Below are 18,751 nucleotides of genomic sequence, written 5' to 3' on the forward strand. Positions count from 1 at the left end.
ATAGGATTTTTTTATGGAGCCTTTATTTTGTTTTATCGGTGAAGGATTGTCGGTTTAGGGACGTTTCATCCAATCTGCTAAGGAGGAATCAAAGATGCGTATATTAGTAGTGGGGGCTGGAGCAGTCGGCGGTTATTTTGGCGGTCGTCTGCTGGAAAAAGGAGTAGATGTCACGTTTCTTGTTCGCGAAAAAAGAAAACAGCAATTAGAAAAACGAGGGCTTGTCATTCGCAGTGTCCATGGTGACGCACAGCTAACTCCCAAGCTGCTTGTTGCCGCAGAGGAAGCAGTATCGTTTGATGTTGTCATTTTTTCTAACAAAGCGTATCATTTGCCTGAAGCCATTCGCGATGTCAAGCCATATGTAGGAGAAGGAACGCTTATTTTACCGCTATTAAATGGTATTGCGCACATGGACTTGCTTTGGCAGGAGTTTGGAAAAGAGAACGTATTGGGAGGACTTTGTTTTATTGAAACAACCCTTGCAGAAGATGGAACGATTATTCAATCAAGTCCTACTCACACTGTCAAGTTCGGTGAATGGTCAGGTGAGATTACCCAACGGGTGAAAAGACTTGATGATCTGTTTTCATCATGCAATGCACGATTTGAGTTGAGTGAACAAATTGTCACTGATATGTGGCACAAATATTTATTTATTGCAGCGATGTCTGGTGTGACGACATTATTCCGTGTTCCGATGGGTCTGGTGTGCTCAGGAGAATACGGGCAAGAAATTCTTTTAGCTTTATTGAAAGAAATCGGAGCCATTATGAGAGCGCACGGGGCCCCAATTGAAGACGGCATTGAGGAAAAACAATGGGCGCAAATGAATAGCATGCCGCCGCAAATGAAATCTTCCATGCAGCGCGATATGGAAAAAGGGCAAATGGTCGAAGTCGATCATTTGCAAGGATATTTGCTTCAACTAGCGAAGCAGCATCAAATCACTACCCCGTTGCTTAAAGCTGTGTATCATCATTTAAAGTTATATGAGCGGCAAAGAGGATAGATTGAGAAGGGACGATGTTTGATTTGCTTGATATGGATAGCTTCAAATGGAAAAAATGGACAGAAGCGAGAAGCAAGAACGTTTCAGTGGACGGAATGAATAATTGAAAAGGGAGCAGTCGAAAGCAGCTAGTTGTTCGCCGCTTGGTTGCGTTTTGGTGCGGCGGAGGCAAGTTCACCGACTTGTCTCCGCCCATGTTTTTTACAGGCTTTAAGTTATGAATGGTGGGATTATTTGCTTTTCGGTTTATCATCGGCAAGTATTCCTTTGTTTGATGATGGCTGTTACTTCCTGTGAAAAATCTTGGTATCCGATGGCGCTACGAAAGAGGCTATTGTCCGTCTTGAGTATGCTTATGATTGGGGATCATTCAGGAGCGTTTTTACTTTTTTCTCAAAGTGTATTGTATCTCGATAGCGGATCATGTAACTTAATAATTAGGATATTGCATGTCGATGAATAGAGGAGGTACTACTTTGAATAAAGCATGGTGGAAAGAAGGGGTTGTGTATCAAATTTATCCGCGAAGCTTTATGGATTCCAATGGAGATGGAATCGGGGATCTTCGCGGCATTCTTTCAAAGCTTGATTATTTGCACGATCTTGGAATCGATATCATATGGATTTGTCCGATTTATCCATCGCCAAATGCCGACAATGGATATGATATAAGTGATTATTATGCCATTGCTGAAGAGTTTGGAGATATGAACGATTTTGACGAACTGTTGCAGCAAGCGCATAACCGCGGCATGAAAGTCATTTTAGATTTGGTGATTAATCACACAAGCGATGAACATCCGTGGTTTGTAGAGTCACGTTCTGCAAAAGATAGCCCGAAACGCGATTGGTATATTTGGCGCGATGGTAAAAATGGAAAAGAGCCGAATAACTGGGAAAGTATTTTTGGCGGATCGGCTTGGGAATATGATCCGTTGACAAAACAGTATTACTTGCATGTTTTCGCGGCGAAGCAGCCTGATTTAAATTGGGAAAATGATGAGGTGCGCCGCGCGTTGTATGAAATGATTAAGTGGTGGCTGAATAAAGGGATTGACGGTTTTCGTGTTGATGCGATTTCTCATATTAAGAAAAAGCCTGGGCTGCCAGACTTGCCGAATCCCAAGGGGTTGGATTACGTTCCTTCCTTTGCGGGCCATATGAATCAAGAAGGCATTATGGAATATTTAAAAGAGTTGAAAATGCAAACGTTTGCGCAATACGATATTATGACTGTCGGAGAAGCGAATGGCGTAAAGGTGGAGCAGGCGGGGGAATGGGTAGGAGAAAAAGAAGGCATTTTTAATATGATCTTTCAATTTGAACATCTGGGATTATGGGAGAAAACCATCAATCATCAAGTGGATGTCCGCCAATTGAAGCGTGTGTTGACGAAATGGCAAAAAGGGCTTGAAAATGGCGGCTGGAATGCTTTGTTCCTTGAAAATCACGATCAGCCTCGCTCTGTTTCAACATGGGGAAACGATAAGGAATATCTTAACGAAAGTGCCAAGGCGCTGGGGGCGCTCTACTTTTTCATGCAAGGAACTCCGTTCATTTATCAAGGACAAGAAATCGGGATGACCAATGTCCGTTTTCAATCGATTGATGAATATCGTGATATTGCGATTAAAAACCTTTATCGAAGCGAGCGGGAAAAGGGACGTTCACATGAAGAAATCATGCCGTCGATTTGGCAAAAAGGACGCGATAATTCCCGCACGCCGATGCAATGGTCTGACGAGCTTCATGCCGGCTTTACTACAGGAACGCCATGGTTAGGAGTCAATGAAAACTATAAAACGATCAATGTAAAAAGGCAGCAAAACGATCCGCATTCAGTTTTCCACTTTTATAAAAAAATGATTCGTCTGCGCAAGGAACATGAAGTATTGGTTTACGGCATGTATGATCTAATTTTAGAAAATGATCAAGCGATTTACGCTTATACGCGGACACTTGGGCATGAACAAGCGGTTGTGATTGTCAATTTGAGCCCTAAATCGGTTCTTTATCGCTATGATGCCATCAAACTATCTTCAGACCATTTAGCGCTGCAAAACTATGAGGTCAAGCCGCATAAAAACGCGACCCGTTTTAAGCTGCGGCCGTACGAAGCGCGTGTTTATATAAATCAAATTTAGCATTTGGAGCCTATGCAATGATCTATCGTTTGATGAGTCAACATTTGCTCAAAGCGGGCAGGTGATCATCGATTTCAGTCCGTCCAACCGAACAGCATCGCTTTCAGACGAACGAAATTCTCTGGAAGCGGTTGGTTGTTCATCGCTTGCATTTATGTTTGATATAGAAAATGGAATTGATAGCTGATTGGCAAGAAGAAGCGCTATTTTTTCAATGGTCAATAACAGATCTACGGAGAAGTCTCCCATCTCTAAACAAAGGGGAGGGGGGAAGATCTATACTTTATAGATACGGTGTTAGGAACAAACAAAGGATTTACTTAGTGATAGGGCGAATGGTTAAGTGGGAGGGATGAAGAAATGAATGATATTCGCTATCCGATTGGAAAATTTGAAAAGCCAGCTTTGTTTCAAGAAGAGAAGATAAAGGAATGGATCGCTGATATTCGTCAATTGCCAACAGCGATGCGTGAAGCTGTCAGTGGATTCAATGAGGAGCAGTTGAACACACCTTATCGTGAGGGGGGCTGGACGGTAGCGCAAGTGGTCCACCATATGGCGGATGCCAGCATGAATGCGTTTTTGCGCACAAAATGGACGATTACCGAAGCGGCTCCTTCCATTAAACCATTTGATGAAAATGCTTGGGCCGAAACGGTCGATGCCCGTTCGGTGTCAGTCGAGCTTTCTTTGCGTTTGCTTGAAGGAGTTCATGGACGTTGGACACAGCTGCTTGAATCGTTGGCAACAGAAGATTTTCAAAAAACGTTCTATCATGAAGGGACCAAAATGGAAATCGATTTATATACATTTGTGGCTATGTATGCTTGGCATGGGAAGCATCATACTGCACATATTCAGCAATTGCGCCAGAAAAAAGGATGGTGAAATGACGGACATCGTGCTTGATGTCCGTCATTTGCGTGAATGCACTTCGTAGATGGCAAATTTTAAATAATCGCCTTCATCGGCAGCAAGCAGCTTCGGATGATCATAGCCGGCTCCGCTCCAATGGACTTGGCGCAAAATTTTTTTTGCATCAAATGCAGCTTCTTCCACCATCGCTTGAAACATATCAGCATGGACATGGTAGGAGCAGCTGGCTGTAACAAAAAATCCCCCATCCTTTACTAATTTTAAACCGTTTAAGTTAATGTCCTTATATCCGCCCAAGGCCTTTGGAACAGAGTGAGCCGATTTGGCGAATGCCGGGGGATCAACAATCACGACATCCCACTGCTTTCCTTCGTGCACGGCCTCTCGCAAATAATCGAACGCATTGGCGACAACGAAATCAACGTTCGTAAAACCGTTTAGTGCTGCGTTTCGTTTCGCTGTCTCAATCGCGTGATCGGAAATATCGACAGCGGTGACATGCTTTGCTCCGTATAAACAAGCATTGAGCATAAACGAGCCTGTATGGGTGAAACAATCCAAAACGGTTGTATCCGTGTCGATGAGCGGGCGAATGGCGGCGCGGTTTTGCCGTTGGTCAAAGAAAAACCCTGTTTTTTGCCCGTTTTCAATATCAACGATGTATTTTACCCCGTTTTCTTCAATGATCACTTCTGTATCGCATGTGCCGTACCAAAATCCTTTTTCTTGCTCAAGCCCTTCCAGTTCGCGGACATATACATCATTGCGCAAATAAATCGCTTTTGGTTGAAATACTTCAAGCAAGCCTTTTAAAATCCAGTCTTTTCGCTTTTCCATTCCAAGGGAAAGAATTTGCACAACAAGTACATCTTCGTATTTATCGACAATAAGCCCCGGCAAAAAATCGGCTTCACCATAAATGGCGCGACAAGAACGGACACCTGGAATCATTCGTTCCCGATATGCCCATGCTTGACGAATCCTTTCCATGAAAAATGTTTCGTTCAATTCTTCGTCTGCATGGTGAGTTAAGACGCGCACAATCATTTGTGAGCGAGGATTAATATACCCCTTTGCGAGAAAGTAATGCTGATGGTTATAGACGTTCACAAAATCGCCTGGTTCAAAATCACCTTCAATGTAGTCTACTTCACTTTGAAAAATCCAAGGATGGCCTTGCTCCAGCCGCTTTTTGCGCTTTCGCTTCAAAAAAACGTTTGCCACATTCTTCACTCCATTAAATTAAGTTATTTGCCTTCTCTATCATACAGAATTGCCGATCAGGAAGCAATGATAGGAGGGGAGACTTGACAATCATACGAACAGTGATATGATAAATTTAAATAACTTTATATCCATGCTTCTAATCATCCACTAGGGGGGCCTTTAGATAGGCTGAGATCAAAGTGTGCCTTTGAGACCCTTAGAACCTGATCTGGATTATGCCAGCGTAGGGAAGTGGAAGTGGCGTACTGGCTTTATAAATGTTTGTAAACCACTTTCTTTGCGCTCGCGAAAGAAAGTGGTTTTTTATTGATTCAAGCATGGATATGTTTCCAAATGAAGGAGGGATTGACATGTCATTTTCACAGTTATTGCGTCAAAAGGTAGACGCTATTTGGGAGGCAAGCTTTCATCATCCATTCGTCAAGGAGCTTGGTGAGGGAGCGCTCGACCTGGCGTGCTTTCGTTATTATGTTTTGCAAGATTCCTATTATTTAAGCCATTTTGCTAGAGTACAAGCGCTTGGAGCTGCACGAGCGTTTGATTTGGCAACAACAGCGCGGATGGCGCATCATGCGCAAAATACTCAGCAAGCGGAACTATCTTTGCATGAGAAGTTTGCAAAGCAGCTCGGAATCACGGAGGAGGAAAAAGCTTCGTTCGTTCCGGCACCGACGGCTTACGCCTATACTTCTCATTTGTACAGGGCAGCGTATGAAGGTCATTTAGGCGATGTGATTGCTGCTATTTTACCATGCTATTGGCTTTATTACGAAATTGGTGAGAGATTAAAGCATTGTACGCCGCAGGAGCCGATTTATCAAGAATGGATTGCCGCTTATGGATCGGAATGGTTCCGTCAGTTAGTGGAAGAACAAATTCAGCGATTAGATACGGTAGCAGAAAACGTGTCGGAAGCGGATCGCAAGCGAATGGAACAGCATTTTATCATTAGCAGCCAATACGAATATTCATTTTGGGAAATGGCGTACCGTTTAGAAACATGGCCAATTCAAGGAAAGGAGAAAGTAAAGGATGCAGACAACCAAGGGATTGAAATTAGCTGATATTTTAATTACAATTGTCATTTCCATTGTATTTGGAATTGTGTATAAGCTATGGGGACCATTCTACTATTTTGTTAAGCCGTTTGGCTTCCATCTTGATCAACTCATTTATGGAATGTGGTTCATTGCCGCTACTGTTGCCTTTTTAATTATTCGCAAGCCTGGTATTGCCCTTTTGGCGGAAATTGCTGCTTCATCAAGCGAATTTGTGACCGGCTCTGAGTGGGGACTTGAAGTATTGATTTACGGTGTCGTACAAGGATTGTTTGCAGAGCTTGCTTTCGCTGCGTTCCGCTATAAGCGATTTGATGTGTTTGTTGTGTCGCTTGCGGCGATTGGCTCAACCATTGGTTCGTTAATTATGGACTATTATAAAGGATACATTGAAGCGCTGGCTCCATGGAATTTAACATTGTTCTTTGTTGCACGGTTTGTTGGCGCGATTTTAATTTCCGGCGTGTTTGCTTCCTCTTTAGTGAAAGCACTTGAAGCCACTGGAGTGACGCAAATGGTTCGTTCCGCATCAAAAGAAGATTATGATCAGCTAGACCGTTAAAGGGTGAAGAAAATGGAACTCGTAGCTTTTGTTGACCAGCTGCGGCTCAAATTCCCCGGAAAAGAAGGCTTGCTGTTTAAAGACTTGTCAGTTTCTTTTTCAAGAGGGGAGAAAGTATTGCTGTTAGGTCCATCTGGATGCGGCAAATCGACGCTGTTGCAAGTGCTTTGCGGATTAATTCCGCATTCAGTGGACATTCCTATGAAGGCGAAACATATTCAGGTGCCTGATAACTGGGGATATGTGTTTCAAGATCCTGATTCGCAATTTTGCATGCCGTTTGCGGATGAAGAAATTGCTTTTGCGTTAGAAAATATCAGGGTGCCCCGTGAACAAATGGATGATCGCATTTGTGAATTGCTGCAAATGGTTGGATTATCAATCCAGCCACATACAAATATTCATGAGCTATCGGGAGGAATGAAGCAACGTCTGGCGCTTGCTTCGGTTCTTGCGCTTGAGCCTGATGTACTGTTTCTTGATGAGCCGACAGCGATGATTGATGAAGAGGGAACCGCAGAAATTTGGAAGACGGTAAAACAAATTGCTCATGATAAAACGGTGATTGTCGTCGAACATAAAATTGAACATGTGCTGGATTTCGTGGACCGCATCATTTTATTTAATGAAAGCGGAGACATGATCGCGGACGGCGATGCGGCTTCGATCTTTCAAACCTATAAATCTGTGATTGCTTCACAAGGAATTTGGTATCCGGGAGTTTGGGAGGATTATAGGAAAAAGCGGAGAAATGAACAGCCAGCTTCTGCATCAGATCATGAAATCATTTATCTAAAAGAAATGAAAGGATATCGCAAAAAAGAAGCCAAAATTCACATCGACCAAGCAAGTGTCTGCGAAGGAGAGTGGATTGCGGTAACGGGGAAAAACGGAGCGGGCAAAAGCACGCTGCTGCATGCGCTCATGAAGTTGATTCCAACCGAGGGCACATATGAACTCTATGGCAAACAGCTGCAAAAAACGAAACAAATCGCTCGCCATATGGCTTTTGTTTTCCAAAACCCAGAGTTTCAGTTTGTGACCCATTCCGTCTGGGAAGAGATGGCTTATTCTCTTCGCTTAGAAAAGCGCACGGAAGAAGAAATTTCTAGAAAGGTTGAACAGCTGTTGGCGGCCTTTCACTTGGAAAAACAACGAGATCAGCACCCCTATCAGCTGTCTATGGGGCAGAAGCGTCGCTTGAGTGTTGCGGCCTCCATCATTGGCGGCCAAAAAGTGTTTTTATTGGACGAGCCGACTTTTGGACAAGATGCCAAAAATACGTTCGCGCTATTAGAATTGCTTGAATCATACCGGGAGCAAGGAGCAACGATTATGATGGTCACTCATGATGAACAAATTGTGCAGCATTTTGCCACAAGAAGATGGACCATTGCTGAAGGAAAGCTCGTTCATGATGAACCGATCATTAGGAAAACGACAGCTGATGAAGAATTAGGCAAGGAGGATGCGAGCCATGAGATGGAATATAAGCTATCGTGAAACATGGCTTCACCGAACGAATCCGAGCTTAAAATTGCTCGTGATGCTGGCATTATTTGTGGCTGTGTTATTCGTGCATAACCCAAATGTATTAATGAATTTTTCGCTTGGCTTTTTGCTGTTGTTTTTCCTTTATACTGGTTATCCGCTTAAATACTTGTTGCTTTTCTTTGTCCCTTTTTTCGTGATTTTTGTTTCGACCGCCTCTTCCATGACGATGTTTGGGGAGGGAACAACGACTTGGTTTCAATGGGGACTTGTGCATGTTACGAAAGAAAGCTTTTTAAGGGGAATGCATCTCGGTTTTCGCGCTTTATCATTTGCGCTTTTAGGCTTGCTTTTTTCCTTAACCACGCGTCCTGTTTACTTGTTTTATTCGCTGATGCAGCAGTTAAAGCTGAAGCCCAAATATGCGTACAGCTTTTTGGCAGGAATTCGCTTGCTGCCGATTATGCTGGAGGAATTTCAGACCGTGCGTAATGCTTTAAAAGTACGTGGAGCGGATGCGGAGCGCGGGCTCAACACCAAGCTAAAGCGATACGCGATTCCGCTTTTATCGCAAAGCATTCGCCGAGCACAGCGCATTGCGGTGGCAATGGAGGCGAAGAGGTTTTCTAATCAGACCAATCGAACGTTTTATTATCAAATTGGCTTTAGCAAATATGATGTTATCTTTTTGCTGATCATCATTGGCATAACGGCCCTTGCCTGCTATACAGGAATCGTTTTGCCGTATATTCCAGTAACAGATGTGCGTTAGTGAGGGATTTTGATGAAGAAAGCGCTTCATGTCATCTCAACGGGAACTCAGTCGCTTGAAGAGTTTGCTGCCATTTCTTCGCTCATTCATTCGCATGTGGATGCGATTCATATACGAGAAAAAAACAAAACAGCAAAAGAGCTGGTGAAATGGATTGAGGCTCTACTTTATGCTGGTGTGCCAGCCAAAAAGATCATTGTAAATGACCGGGTCGATGTAGCCGTTGCCTGCGGGGTAAAAGGAGTACAGCTGGCGTATCATAGCTTATCAGTAAAAGCGGTCAAAGCTCATTTTCCGTCGCTTCTTGTTGGGTGCTCCATTCATTCATTAGAAGAAGGGATCGAAGCGGAGCGGGATGGAGCCGATTATTGTATATATGGACATGTTTTTCCGACAGAATGTAAAGCGGGGATACCGGCAAGAGGAGTCAGCGAGCTGCAGGAAATCGCTGCAACCATTCGCATTCCTGTCATCGCTATTGGCGGGATTCAACCTGATCATGTTTCACAAGTATGGTGCGCAGGTGCTGCCGGAGTAGCCGTGATGTCCGGTGTGTTTTTAGCGAAGGATCCGTTGGCTCAGGTAAAACGTTATGCTATGCAAGCATGTGATCCTGATACGAAAGGATCGGCATGTAAATAAATAAAGGAAGGGGTAAGGATGGCTCATAATCATTATGATGTTGCGATTATTGGCGGCGGAGTCATTGGTGGTTCGATCGCGTTTCAGTTAGCGAAACGAAATGTACGCACAGTCGTACTCGAAAAGGAGCGAATCGCGAGTCAAGCATCCAGTGCGGCTGCAGGGATGCTTGGAGCGCAGTCGGAATTTGCAAGCGATAGCCCGCTGATTTCATTGGCTTTGAAAAGCCGTGCCATGTTTGGACAAGTTGCAGAGGAGCTAAAGCAGCTGACCGGCATCGATATTGGCTATGTGCAAAAAGGCATGCTAAAAGTAGCCGTGACAGAGGAAGAGCAAAAATCGCTTCAAGAACACTATGAGTTTTGGAGGAAGATGGGACAGCCTGTTCAATGGCTGTCCGCTTCGGAGCTGGCAAGTCTTGAACCGAATGTGAACCCAACGCTTAAGGGAGTTATGTACATCGCTGAAGACGGACAAGTAAGCGCCCCGCATCTCTCGCTTGCTTTTGCTAAAGCTTCCATGGCATATGGAGCGCAGTGGCATGAGTTTACGGAAGTCATCGATATAAAAGAGCAGGGAGGTTTATATGAACTCCGCACCAATCAAGGAGTGATTGCAGCAGACGCTGTGGTTGTGTCCGGCGGGGCTTGGTCTGCGTTATTTCTCGAAAAGACGGGTCTTTCGCTTTCCATTTATCCTGTTAAGGGAGAATGTCTGCTTGTTAAAACAGAAAAGCCGCTTATTCAAGCAACGTTATTTGCTAAAAATGGCTGCTATCTTGTTCCGAAGAGGGGCGGCAGAATATTAATTGGAGCGACTTCCACTCCGCATACCTTTGATCAAAAGGTAACCGTACAAGGAGTCACTCACTTGCTTGAAAAAGCCCAAGAGCTCGTTCCAAGCATTGGCGGAGCCGAGCTGGAGAAATCATGGGCAGGTATCAGACCGCAAACAAAAGATGGCTTGCCTTATATAGGAAAGCACCCTCATTATCAAAATGTTTGGATTGCTTCTGGACATTATCGGAATGGCATTTTATTAAGCCCGCTTACAGGGGTGCTCATCGCGGATCTTGTCGAAGGGAAGGGAAGCGGAGAACTTGATATCACCCCTTTTGCTGTGACAAGACATCACGATGCCATAAGCACAGTGTAGAGGTGAATAAATATGGAATTGTTAATTAATGGAGAAATGGTTCATGTGCCTGACCATGTTCGAACAGTTGCTGATTTACTTGTTCATTTTCAATTAGATCAAAAGATTGTCATCGTTGAAGTGAATGCGGATATTATCGAGAAGCCTAGTTATGCTGAAATATCTTTGTGTCATAGAGATCGCATTGAAATTGTTCATTTTGTAGGAGGCGGATGATGATGTTAAAAATTGGACCATATGAATTTCAATCACGGCTTTTATTAGGGACAGGAAAATACCCGAATTTTTCAATCCAAAAAGAAGCAGTTGAAGTGTCGGGAGCTGAAATTTTAACATTCGCTGTACGGCGGATGAATATTTTTGAGCCCAACCAGCCTAATTTTCTCGAACAGTTAGATTTAACCCAATATAAGCTGCTTCCTAATACAGCAGGTGCGAAAACGGCAGAGGAGGCTGTACGCATTGCCCGATTAGCCAAAGCTTCTGGTCTATGTGATATGATTAAAGTGGAAGTGATCGGTTGCGATAAAACGTTGCTCCCTGATCCGGTAGAAACGCTAAAAGCTGCGGAAAAGCTCTTAGCGGAAGGATTTATTGTACTTCCTTACACATCGGATGATGTCGTGCTGGCAAGACGATTACAAGAGATGGGATGCCATGCGATCATGCCAGGAGCATCTCCAATTGGTTCAGGTCAGGGAATTATAAATCCTCTCAATTTAAGCTTTATTATTGAGCAAGCAACAGTTCCTGTGATCGTAGATGCAGGTATTGGCAGCCCAGCGGATGCGGCGCTTGCTATGGAAATGGGAGCCGATGGCGTCTTATTAAATACAGCTGTTGCTGGCGCAGCAGATCCGGTAAAAATGGCTAAGGCGATGAAGCTGGCCATTGAAGCAGGACGCCTTGGCTACGAATCAGGAAGAATTCCGCGGAAACGGTATGCGACAGCAAGCAGCCCAACGGAAGGAATGAGCGTTGTTTGAATGAACGGTATTCACGCCAACAGTTGTTTGCCCCTATCGGCAAAGAGGGACAGCAAAGGATTTCCACTAAGCATGTCCTGATTGTTGGAGCGGGAGCATTAGGAACAGGAAGTGCCGAGGCGCTTGTAAGGGCAGGCATTGGCCAATTAACGTTGATCGATCGCGACTATGTAGAATGGAGCAATTTGCAGCGCCAGCAATTATATAGTGAGGAGGATGCGAAACAACGTCTTCCGAAGGCGATTGCCGCTAAGCAAAGGCTGGAACGAATTAATTCGGACGTTTCCATTCAAGCGATCATTGGCGATGCCAACGCGGAGGAATTGGAAAGAATAGCAAGCGAGCTTAAACCAGATGTCATCATTGATGCGACCGATAATTTTGAAACGCGCATGACCATTAACGACGTGTCATGCAAATATCGCATTCCTTGGATTTATGGAGCCTGTGTCGGCAGTTATGGATTAAGTTACACGTTTCTCCCTGGAGAAACGCCATGCTTCCAATGCTTGCTTGAAACGCTGCCTGCGGGCGGTCCGACATGTGATACAGCCGGAATTATCAGCCCAGCCGTACAAATGGTCGTTGCTTATCAAGTGGCAGAAGCGCTGAAGCTATTAGTCGGAGATAAAAGCTCACTTCGCCGGAAGTTAGTCTCTTTTGATGTTTGGAATAATCAATATGCCGCCATTCGTGTGGATCAAGTGAAAAAGAGCCATTGTCCATCTTGCGGTCAACATCCGACTTATCCCTATTTATCGTATGAAATGCAAACGAAAACGGCCGTATTATGCGGACGGGATTCCGTGCAAATTCGCCCTGCTACAAAGCGCAATTATGATTTGCAGGAGCTGGCGCAATTGTTTTTGCGACAAGGATTGGTTGCGGAAGCTAACCCGTATCTCCTATCGGTTTCTCTTGGAGACTATCGCTTTGTCATCTTTCAGGATGGGCGTGCGCTCATTCATGGGACGAAAGATACTCAAACGGCCAAAACGATTTATTATCGTTATTTAGGATAACTCGCCCTCTGATTATTCAGAGGGATTTTTTATGCAGGAAAAGCGCTATAATCAGCCGGCTTGAAGGTGAAATAAAGAGAGAAGAGGTCAACTGCGGTGTAGTACAAATGTGTAGCAAAGGTCTGAACCATGCGATTTTCAGTCGCTTTCGTGGCGCTGTGAAGCATTCGGTGATCGGCTAAAGTTTTCCCTTCTTCCTTAGGCTAAAAGATGGTGTTCAAATCAAGGAATAAAAAAGCGCCGGGTCATAGGATTGGTTTGAACCATTTGAATCTGTCAATAAATTGTACGATTTTTATTTCGTTTGTTTCCAAAGAAAGTGCTACCTTATAGGTGGGGGATTTTGTCGATGAATAAGGAGGGGAAAAATGGAGGAGCTATCGGTTACGTTAAATATTGCTTCGCTGTTAACATTGATTTTTGTGATTGGCGCTGTGATTTTAGATTCGTAAAGCTGCAGTCGTATGACTGCAGCTTTTTGCACTGTTTATGCTATAGGCATTTTGTGAAAAATTTGATATGATAATACATATAAATAGAATGGATAATAATAACAAAGAAACGGTTTAGGAGTGTGAATATTCTTTGGGAGAATTGCCTCTGAGCCTTCTTATTTCACTTCTTTTATTGATGTTTTTGTCAGCCTTTTTTTCTTCAGCAGAAGCGGCGTTTTCTTCGATAAATAAAGCGCGCTTTAAGCATGATGCAGACGAGCAGCGGAACGGAAGCAAGCGAGTTCTCTATATTGCAGAGCATTTAGACCATGTGTTAATTACCGTGATTGTAGCGAAATACATTGTCGATATCTCCGCTATCTTGATCGCTGCCAAAATAGCGTTTCCTTTATTAGGAGAAGATGTCGGTCTGTTGGTCAGCGGTATCGCGATGATGTTTCTTTTGTTAATTTTTGGAGAAATATTACCGAAATCGATTGCAAAAGAACACGCTGAATCGGTTGCTTTGAAATATTCAAGTGTGATGTACGTGTTTATCAAAATGCTATTTCCCATCACATTGCTGTTCGCTCGTTTAAAAGGAAAACTGACAAAATGGTTGACACATGGCATCGTAGGTCCGTCTGTAACAGAAGAAGAGATTAAAGAAATGATTGATTTAAGCGAAGAAGAAGGGATTATCGATAATAAAGAAAAGGAGCTTGTCCATCGTTCGCTTGATTTTAATGATATTTTAGTTGGCGAAATTTTTACGCCCCGCATTGATATGGTCGCTGTCGAGGCCGGCATGCCGATCGAAAAAATCCGCGATATTTTTTTAGAGGAGCGGTATTCGCGCATTCCTGTGTACGAGGAAGATATTGACCATGTGATCGGTATCCTGTCCGAAAGCGATTTTTTTAGCCAGCTTGTCCAGCAAAGGGATGTGAATATTCGCGAACTGCTGCGAAAGCCTCTCTTTGTTGTGGAGTCAATGAAAATTTCCGATTTGCTGCCGGCTTTACAGAAAAGTAAAGTGCATATGGCCATTGTTGTGGATGAATTCGGAGGAACAGCTGGTCTGATTACATTGGAAGATATTATTGAACAGATTGTTGGAGAAATATGGGATGAACATGACGAGGCGGTAAAAAATGTTCATAAAATTGATGAATACAGTTATGAGTTAAATGCCGAGTTGCCGCTTGATGAGTTTTGTGAACTGATGGAGATTGATGAGCCGGAAAGCTTATCTCATACGCTGGGCGGATGGATATTCGAAATGTTTGAGCGCGTTCCAAACGTCGGAGAAACGCTCCAATATGGCCCTCTTACGTTAACGGTTCGTCAAGTGGAAAACCGAAGAATCCGCAAGGTACTTGTTTCATTAAATGAACCGATTGCTGAAAATGCGTAATGGAGTAAGTTGTAGACAAAGTCCAATTGGACTTTGTCTACAACTATTTTAGGCATAATCAAGACGGTCGAGAAAGCGCTTGGCAACAGTCTGAAAAGAGTGATGAACACTCTTTTTTATTGGCAGCTATAATAAATAGATCATCAACATTTGTAATATAAATTACTGATTTATTCTAAAAAGAAAGCCTTTGTTACGCGTTCCGAAGGCAGTCTGCTAGCTTCTCTTCCTCATCATCAGCTTGTCAAAAAACAATGGATTTGACAACTTCTTTTATTTCTTTTATGATGACATATGTTATAAAACCAATAGGAATAATGGGGGTTCATCAATGAAAAAACTGTTTACTATGTGCTCTTTATTGCTCGTTATTGCTGCGTTGCTGTTAAGCGGATGCGGCAACCAGAAAGCGAATAATGGAGCGAAAAATAATGGAGCAAAAAATTCAACGGATTTATTGACAAAAATAAAGGAAGACGGAGAGCTTCGCATCGGTACAGAAGGAACGTATCCGCCATTCACCTTCCATGGCAAAAATGGGGAATTAACAGGTTTTGATGTAGAGGTTGCGAAAGAGGTGGCCAAGCGTCTTGGTGTGAAACCAGTGTTTATGGAAACGCAATGGGATGCGATGTTTGCCGGGTTAGATGCGAAGCGGTTTGATATGATCGCCAACCAAGTGGGCATTCGGTCAGACCGGCAAGAGAAATACGATTTCTCTATTCCGTATACGACATCAGCTGCTGTTTTACTGATTCATAAGGATAACAACAAAGTGAAAAAGTTTGAGGACATCAAAGGATTAAAATCCGCCCAATCCATGACAAGCAATTTTGCCGACTTGGCACGTTCATACGGCGCGGAAATAGTCGGAGTGGAAGGCTTTAATCAGGCAGTGGAATTGTTAAGCTCAAAAAGGGTAGATGTTACGATTAATGATAGATTGTCTGTGCTTGATTACTTAAAACAAAAGCCGAATGCGCCGATTAAAGTTGTCGCTACACACAAAGATGCTTCGCAAAGCGGTCTCATGTTCCGAAAAGGAAATGATTCATTGGTGGAAGCTGTTAACCAAGCTTTACAAGATATGATGAAGGACGGAACATACGCAAAAATTTCAGAGAAATGGTTTGGTCAAGATGTATCTAAGTTATCTAAATAACATAATGATGGATCATGATCGTTTGGAGCGGCTTGCATCAATCGCTCAAAGCTCCCTTCTCCCTCTAGTGAAGGGAGCTTTATATAATACGATTCCGTTAACGATTATTACATTTTTTATCGGATTGTTATTAGCGATTCTTACGGCGCTTGCCCGCATTTCCGGCATCAAGCTGCTTCATGGAATGGCCAGAGTATATGTATCGGCTATTCGCGGAACTCCTTTGCTCGTTCAGCTGTTTATCATTTTTTACGGCTTACCGAATTTAGGGGTCACCATTGATCCTTTTCCAGCAGCTGTCATTGGGTTCTCATTAAATGTCGGTGCTTATGCTTCTGAAATTATTCGTGCGGCGATTTTATCGATTCCAAAGGGACAGTGGGAAGCTGCTTATTCGATTGGCATGAGCTATGGACAAGTCTTACGGCGTGTGATTTTTCCACAAGCGGCCCGCGTCTCGATTCCGCCTCTCTCGAATACGTTTGTGAGCTTAGTGAAAGATACATCGCTTGCCTCCTTAATTCTTGTAACAGAAATGTTTCGAAAAGCGCAAGAAATTGCCTCGACTAACTACGAGTTTTTGCTGGTGTATACGGAAGCAGGCTTGATTTATTGGGTCATATGCTTTGGATTATCGATCATTCAAGATCGGATCGAAAGACGTTTGAATCGTTACATTGCTCGATAAGGAGATAAGAAATGATGATTTCTGTACAAGGCTTATATAAGCAGTTTGGCGAAGTTGAGGTGCTAAAAGGAATCGATCTGAAGATTCAAAAGGGGAAGGTTGTTGTTATTATCGGACCTTCTGGATCTGGAAAAACCACCTTGCTGCGTTGCCTCAATGTGCTAGAAAAACCTGATAAGGGCAAGATTAGGATCGGAGAAAAGGAGCTTGATTTTGCTAAATCCGTTGCCAAGCAGGAGATTCATGCTTTCCGGCGGTTGACGGGAATGGTTTTTCAAAACTATCAGCTGTTTCCTCATATGACGGCGCTTGAGAATGTAATGGAAGGACCGGTAACGGTGAAAAAGGAAGCGAAAGCACAAGCGCGCCAAAAAGCCATGGACTTACTGAAAAAGGTAGGATTGGTTCAGCAAGCGGATCAATATCCATTTCAATTATCGGGAGGGCAGCAGCAGCGGGTTGGCATCGCTCGGGCACTTGCGATGGAGCCGGAAGTCATGCTTTTTGATGAGCCGACGTCAGCGCTCGATCCTGAACTGGTAGGAGAAGTGCTAAAGGTGATGAAAGATTTGGCCGCCGAAGGGATGACAATGGTTGTTGTAACGCATGAAATGCGGTTTGCAAAAGAAGTAGCAGATGAAATTATTTTTATGGATCATGGACGCATTGTTGAGCAGGGAAAACCGGAACAATTATTTATAAACCCTCAACATGAACGAACCAAACAGTTTTTGCGGCTTATCGAATAATGAGAAAGCCCCAAGCGATTCATTGCTCGGGGCTTTTTGCCATGTATATGCAGTTTTATCGAGTATACTGGCCACCAAGTTGTTGTTGTGCCATAGCAACTAAACGTTTTGTAATTTCTCCACCAACAGAACCGTTCGCACGAGAAGTTGTTTCAGCTCCAAGATTTACACCAAATTCTTGTGCAATTTCGTATTTCATTTGATCAATCGCTTGTTGAGCACCAGAAACTAGTACTTGATTAGAGTTGTTGTTACGAGCCATGTTAAATCATCTCCTTATTAATTTAAGTATTTAAATGGTGGGTTGGCTGGATTTGCACCAGCGCCGCATGCTGTTGATGCATGCTGCCCAACTTGGCGAACCCCAATGTAGTGAATGTGAAAGTAGTACTAGTAGTTTGAAACATTTTTTTATTATTATTCTTCATTCATTCTTAGTAATTTTTGGTATTTTTACACTTGTATCAATTCAGCTTGAAATATCACCGCACATTCACGTGACGAAGATTCGGAAAAACGCCGCTTTCACAGACCTATTGATGGCTCTGTAAAGCGGCGTTTTTCCATTGATCCGGCTGTCAAAAAAACAGACTCAGACGCTGGATCTATATAAATGTGAAAATGTCAAGTTGACCAAAAAACATTTATCATCATGGTGCCAATTCCAATCGACTGATTGCTGCTTCTTGTGCTATGCATATATGATGAATGGACAGAATTTGTAAAAAACCACGGGTTTGTGCTCGTTTTGCTGATGCCATGAATTATGCTCTGTTCACATAGAGGAGAAATATAGAGATCAAAGTGATATCGATCATTGTTGCGTTCAATGGCTAACTAGCAGCACGAGTACATCTATCTATGCTTATTTGGGAATATTGAGAAGAGGTAGCTTTTCAACAGGAGGATGCACAGATGAATATTTGTCCGCTTTGCAATGGATTAAGAGAACGAATCTTTTTTTGTTCCCACTGTGGGACAGATTTGGAGGATCACGGTAAAATAACAGACTACTTTGATGATTATAGCCCATATATGGAGATTGATACGATGAAAAAAGTGGATGGATATCCAATGACGTTGAAACATCATGAATGTGTTCATTTGTTTTATTGTCCTCAATGTCGAATAGAGGAGGTCCGTTTTATAAAAGAGTGACATCTGCTTCATGAAGAGGGCAGACTGATAATCAACATTTGAATTCTGTACCACTGTCCTTGTTTGTCAAGCGAAGTGCATGAATGGATGATGCGTAAAAAGACGGAAGACAAAGTTTATGTGGACTTTGTCTTCCGTCTGACTATATGATGAGGAATGGTTTCAATAGCTGGAGACAAGTGACGGGCTTGCCTTG

Annotated in this window: 19 protein-coding genes and 1 riboswitch; of the genes, 17 read left to right on the forward strand and 2 right to left on the reverse strand. The window is 43.2% G+C overall.

Translation table 11 applies throughout. The features are described from left to right. Nucleotides 1–94: 94 nt before the first annotated feature. The 3 genes from B6A27_RS04770 to B6A27_RS04780 all read left to right on the forward strand — a co-directional run bounded on the left by B6A27_RS04770 (nucleotide 95) and on the right by B6A27_RS04780 (nucleotide 4,044). On the forward strand, nucleotides 95–1,012 hold the full coding sequence (locus tag B6A27_RS04770) for a ketopantoate reductase family protein (protein WP_080860459.1): 918 nt from the start codon (nucleotides 95–97) through the stop codon (nucleotides 1,010–1,012). 476 nt (nucleotides 1,013–1,488) lie between these two features. After that, on the forward strand, nucleotides 1,489–3,156 hold the full coding sequence (locus tag B6A27_RS04775) for a glycoside hydrolase family 13 protein (protein ID WP_080860460.1): 1,668 nt from the start codon (nucleotides 1,489–1,491) through the stop codon (nucleotides 3,154–3,156). 360 nt (nucleotides 3,157–3,516) lie between these two features. After that, nucleotides 3,517–4,044, forward strand: coding sequence for a YfiT family bacillithiol transferase (locus tag B6A27_RS04780; protein ID WP_080860462.1), 528 nt, complete (start codon nucleotides 3,517–3,519; stop codon nucleotides 4,042–4,044). 27 nt (nucleotides 4,045–4,071) lie between these two features. Here B6A27_RS04780 and B6A27_RS04785 read toward each other — a convergent pair whose 3' ends face one another. Next, a complete protein-coding gene (locus B6A27_RS04785) occupies nucleotides 4,072–5,256 on the reverse strand; it encodes a class I SAM-dependent rRNA methyltransferase (protein ID WP_080860463.1) in 1,185 nt (394 codons plus the stop codon). A gap of 142 nt (nucleotides 5,257–5,398) precedes the next feature. Then, a riboswitch (TPP riboswitch) is annotated at nucleotides 5,399–5,506 on the forward strand. A 103-nt stretch (nucleotides 5,507–5,609) separates the two neighbouring features. Between B6A27_RS04785 and tenA the strand changes: the two genes are divergently transcribed. The 13 genes from tenA to B6A27_RS04850 all read left to right on the forward strand — a co-directional run bounded on the left by tenA (nucleotide 5,610) and on the right by B6A27_RS04850 (nucleotide 17,397). Further along, nucleotides 5,610–6,323, forward strand: coding sequence for a thiaminase II (tenA, locus tag B6A27_RS04790; protein ID WP_080860465.1), 714 nt, complete (start codon nucleotides 5,610–5,612; stop codon nucleotides 6,321–6,323). Next, a complete protein-coding gene (locus B6A27_RS04795) occupies nucleotides 6,292–6,879 on the forward strand; it encodes an ECF transporter S component (RefSeq protein WP_044745759.1) in 588 nt (195 codons plus the stop codon). Before tenA ends, B6A27_RS04795 begins: the two co-directional genes overlap by 32 nt. 12 nt (nucleotides 6,880–6,891) lie before the next feature. Further along, complete coding sequence (locus tag B6A27_RS04800) at nucleotides 6,892–8,382, forward strand: ABC transporter ATP-binding protein (RefSeq protein WP_080860466.1); 1,491 nt, start codon at nucleotides 6,892–6,894, stop codon at nucleotides 8,380–8,382. Next, nucleotides 8,357–9,142, forward strand: a complete 786-nt coding sequence (locus B6A27_RS04805) for an energy-coupling factor transporter transmembrane component T family protein (protein WP_066148021.1) — start codon at nucleotides 8,357–8,359, stop codon at nucleotides 9,140–9,142. Before B6A27_RS04800 ends, B6A27_RS04805 begins: the two co-directional genes overlap by 26 nt. 12 nt (nucleotides 9,143–9,154) lie before the next feature. After that, nucleotides 9,155–9,784, forward strand: a complete 630-nt coding sequence (tenI, locus tag B6A27_RS04810) for a thiazole tautomerase TenI (protein ID WP_066148024.1) — start codon at nucleotides 9,155–9,157, stop codon at nucleotides 9,782–9,784. 18 nt (nucleotides 9,785–9,802) lie between these two features. Beyond that, nucleotides 9,803–10,939, forward strand: coding sequence for a glycine oxidase ThiO (gene thiO / locus B6A27_RS04815; protein ID WP_066148027.1), 1,137 nt, complete (start codon nucleotides 9,803–9,805; stop codon nucleotides 10,937–10,939). Nucleotides 10,940–10,951: 12 nt separating this feature from the next. Further along, on the forward strand, nucleotides 10,952–11,155 hold the full coding sequence (gene thiS, locus B6A27_RS04820; protein ID WP_066148030.1) for a sulfur carrier protein ThiS: 204 nt from the start codon (nucleotides 10,952–10,954) through the stop codon (nucleotides 11,153–11,155). A gap of 2 nt (nucleotides 11,156–11,157) precedes the next feature. After that, the gene (locus tag B6A27_RS04825) at nucleotides 11,158–11,925 is read left to right on the forward strand and encodes a thiazole synthase (RefSeq protein WP_066148367.1); all 768 of its coding nucleotides are present in this window, start codon (nucleotides 11,158–11,160) and stop codon (nucleotides 11,923–11,925) included. Then, nucleotides 11,922–12,947, forward strand: coding sequence for a thiazole biosynthesis adenylyltransferase ThiF (locus tag B6A27_RS04830; protein WP_080860468.1), 1,026 nt, complete (start codon nucleotides 11,922–11,924; stop codon nucleotides 12,945–12,947). Before B6A27_RS04825 ends, B6A27_RS04830 begins: the two co-directional genes overlap by 4 nt. A 585-nt stretch (nucleotides 12,948–13,532) precedes the next feature. Beyond that, the gene (locus B6A27_RS04835) at nucleotides 13,533–14,798 is read left to right on the forward strand and encodes a hemolysin family protein (protein ID WP_080860470.1); all 1,266 of its coding nucleotides are present in this window, start codon (nucleotides 13,533–13,535) and stop codon (nucleotides 14,796–14,798) included. Between the two features lie 331 nt (nucleotides 14,799–15,129). Then, nucleotides 15,130–15,960: an amino acid ABC transporter substrate-binding protein gene (locus B6A27_RS04840; RefSeq protein WP_080860473.1), complete on the forward strand. Its 831-nt coding sequence runs from the start codon at nucleotides 15,130–15,132 to the stop codon at nucleotides 15,958–15,960. Beyond that, entirely contained in the window at nucleotides 15,938–16,648 is a 711-nt protein-coding gene (locus tag B6A27_RS04845; protein WP_044745618.1) for an amino acid ABC transporter permease, read from the forward strand. The genes B6A27_RS04840 and B6A27_RS04845 overlap by 23 nt, the downstream gene beginning before the upstream one ends. Nucleotides 16,649–16,662: 14 nt before the next feature. Next, nucleotides 16,663–17,397, forward strand: coding sequence for an amino acid ABC transporter ATP-binding protein (locus tag B6A27_RS04850; protein ID WP_044745761.1), 735 nt, complete (start codon nucleotides 16,663–16,665; stop codon nucleotides 17,395–17,397). Nucleotides 17,398–17,452: 55 nt separating this feature from the next. Here the strand turns inward: B6A27_RS04850 and B6A27_RS04855 are convergent, their stop codons facing one another. Continuing rightward, on the reverse strand, nucleotides 17,453–17,659 hold the full coding sequence (locus tag B6A27_RS04855) for an alpha/beta-type small acid-soluble spore protein (protein ID WP_044745619.1): 207 nt from the start codon (nucleotides 17,657–17,659) through the stop codon (nucleotides 17,453–17,455). Between the two features lie 653 nt (nucleotides 17,660–18,312). On the opposite strand from B6A27_RS04855, the gene B6A27_RS04860 reads away from it, so the two are divergent. Next, complete coding sequence (locus tag B6A27_RS04860) at nucleotides 18,313–18,555, forward strand: hypothetical protein (protein ID WP_066148042.1); 243 nt, start codon at nucleotides 18,313–18,315, stop codon at nucleotides 18,553–18,555. Nucleotides 18,556–18,751: the final 196 nt, after the last annotated feature.

The sequence above is a fragment of the Anoxybacillus sp. UARK-01 genome (assembly GCF_002075365.1).
Taxonomy (GTDB): domain Bacteria; phylum Bacillota; class Bacilli; order Bacillales; family Anoxybacillaceae; genus Anoxybacteroides; species Anoxybacteroides rupiense.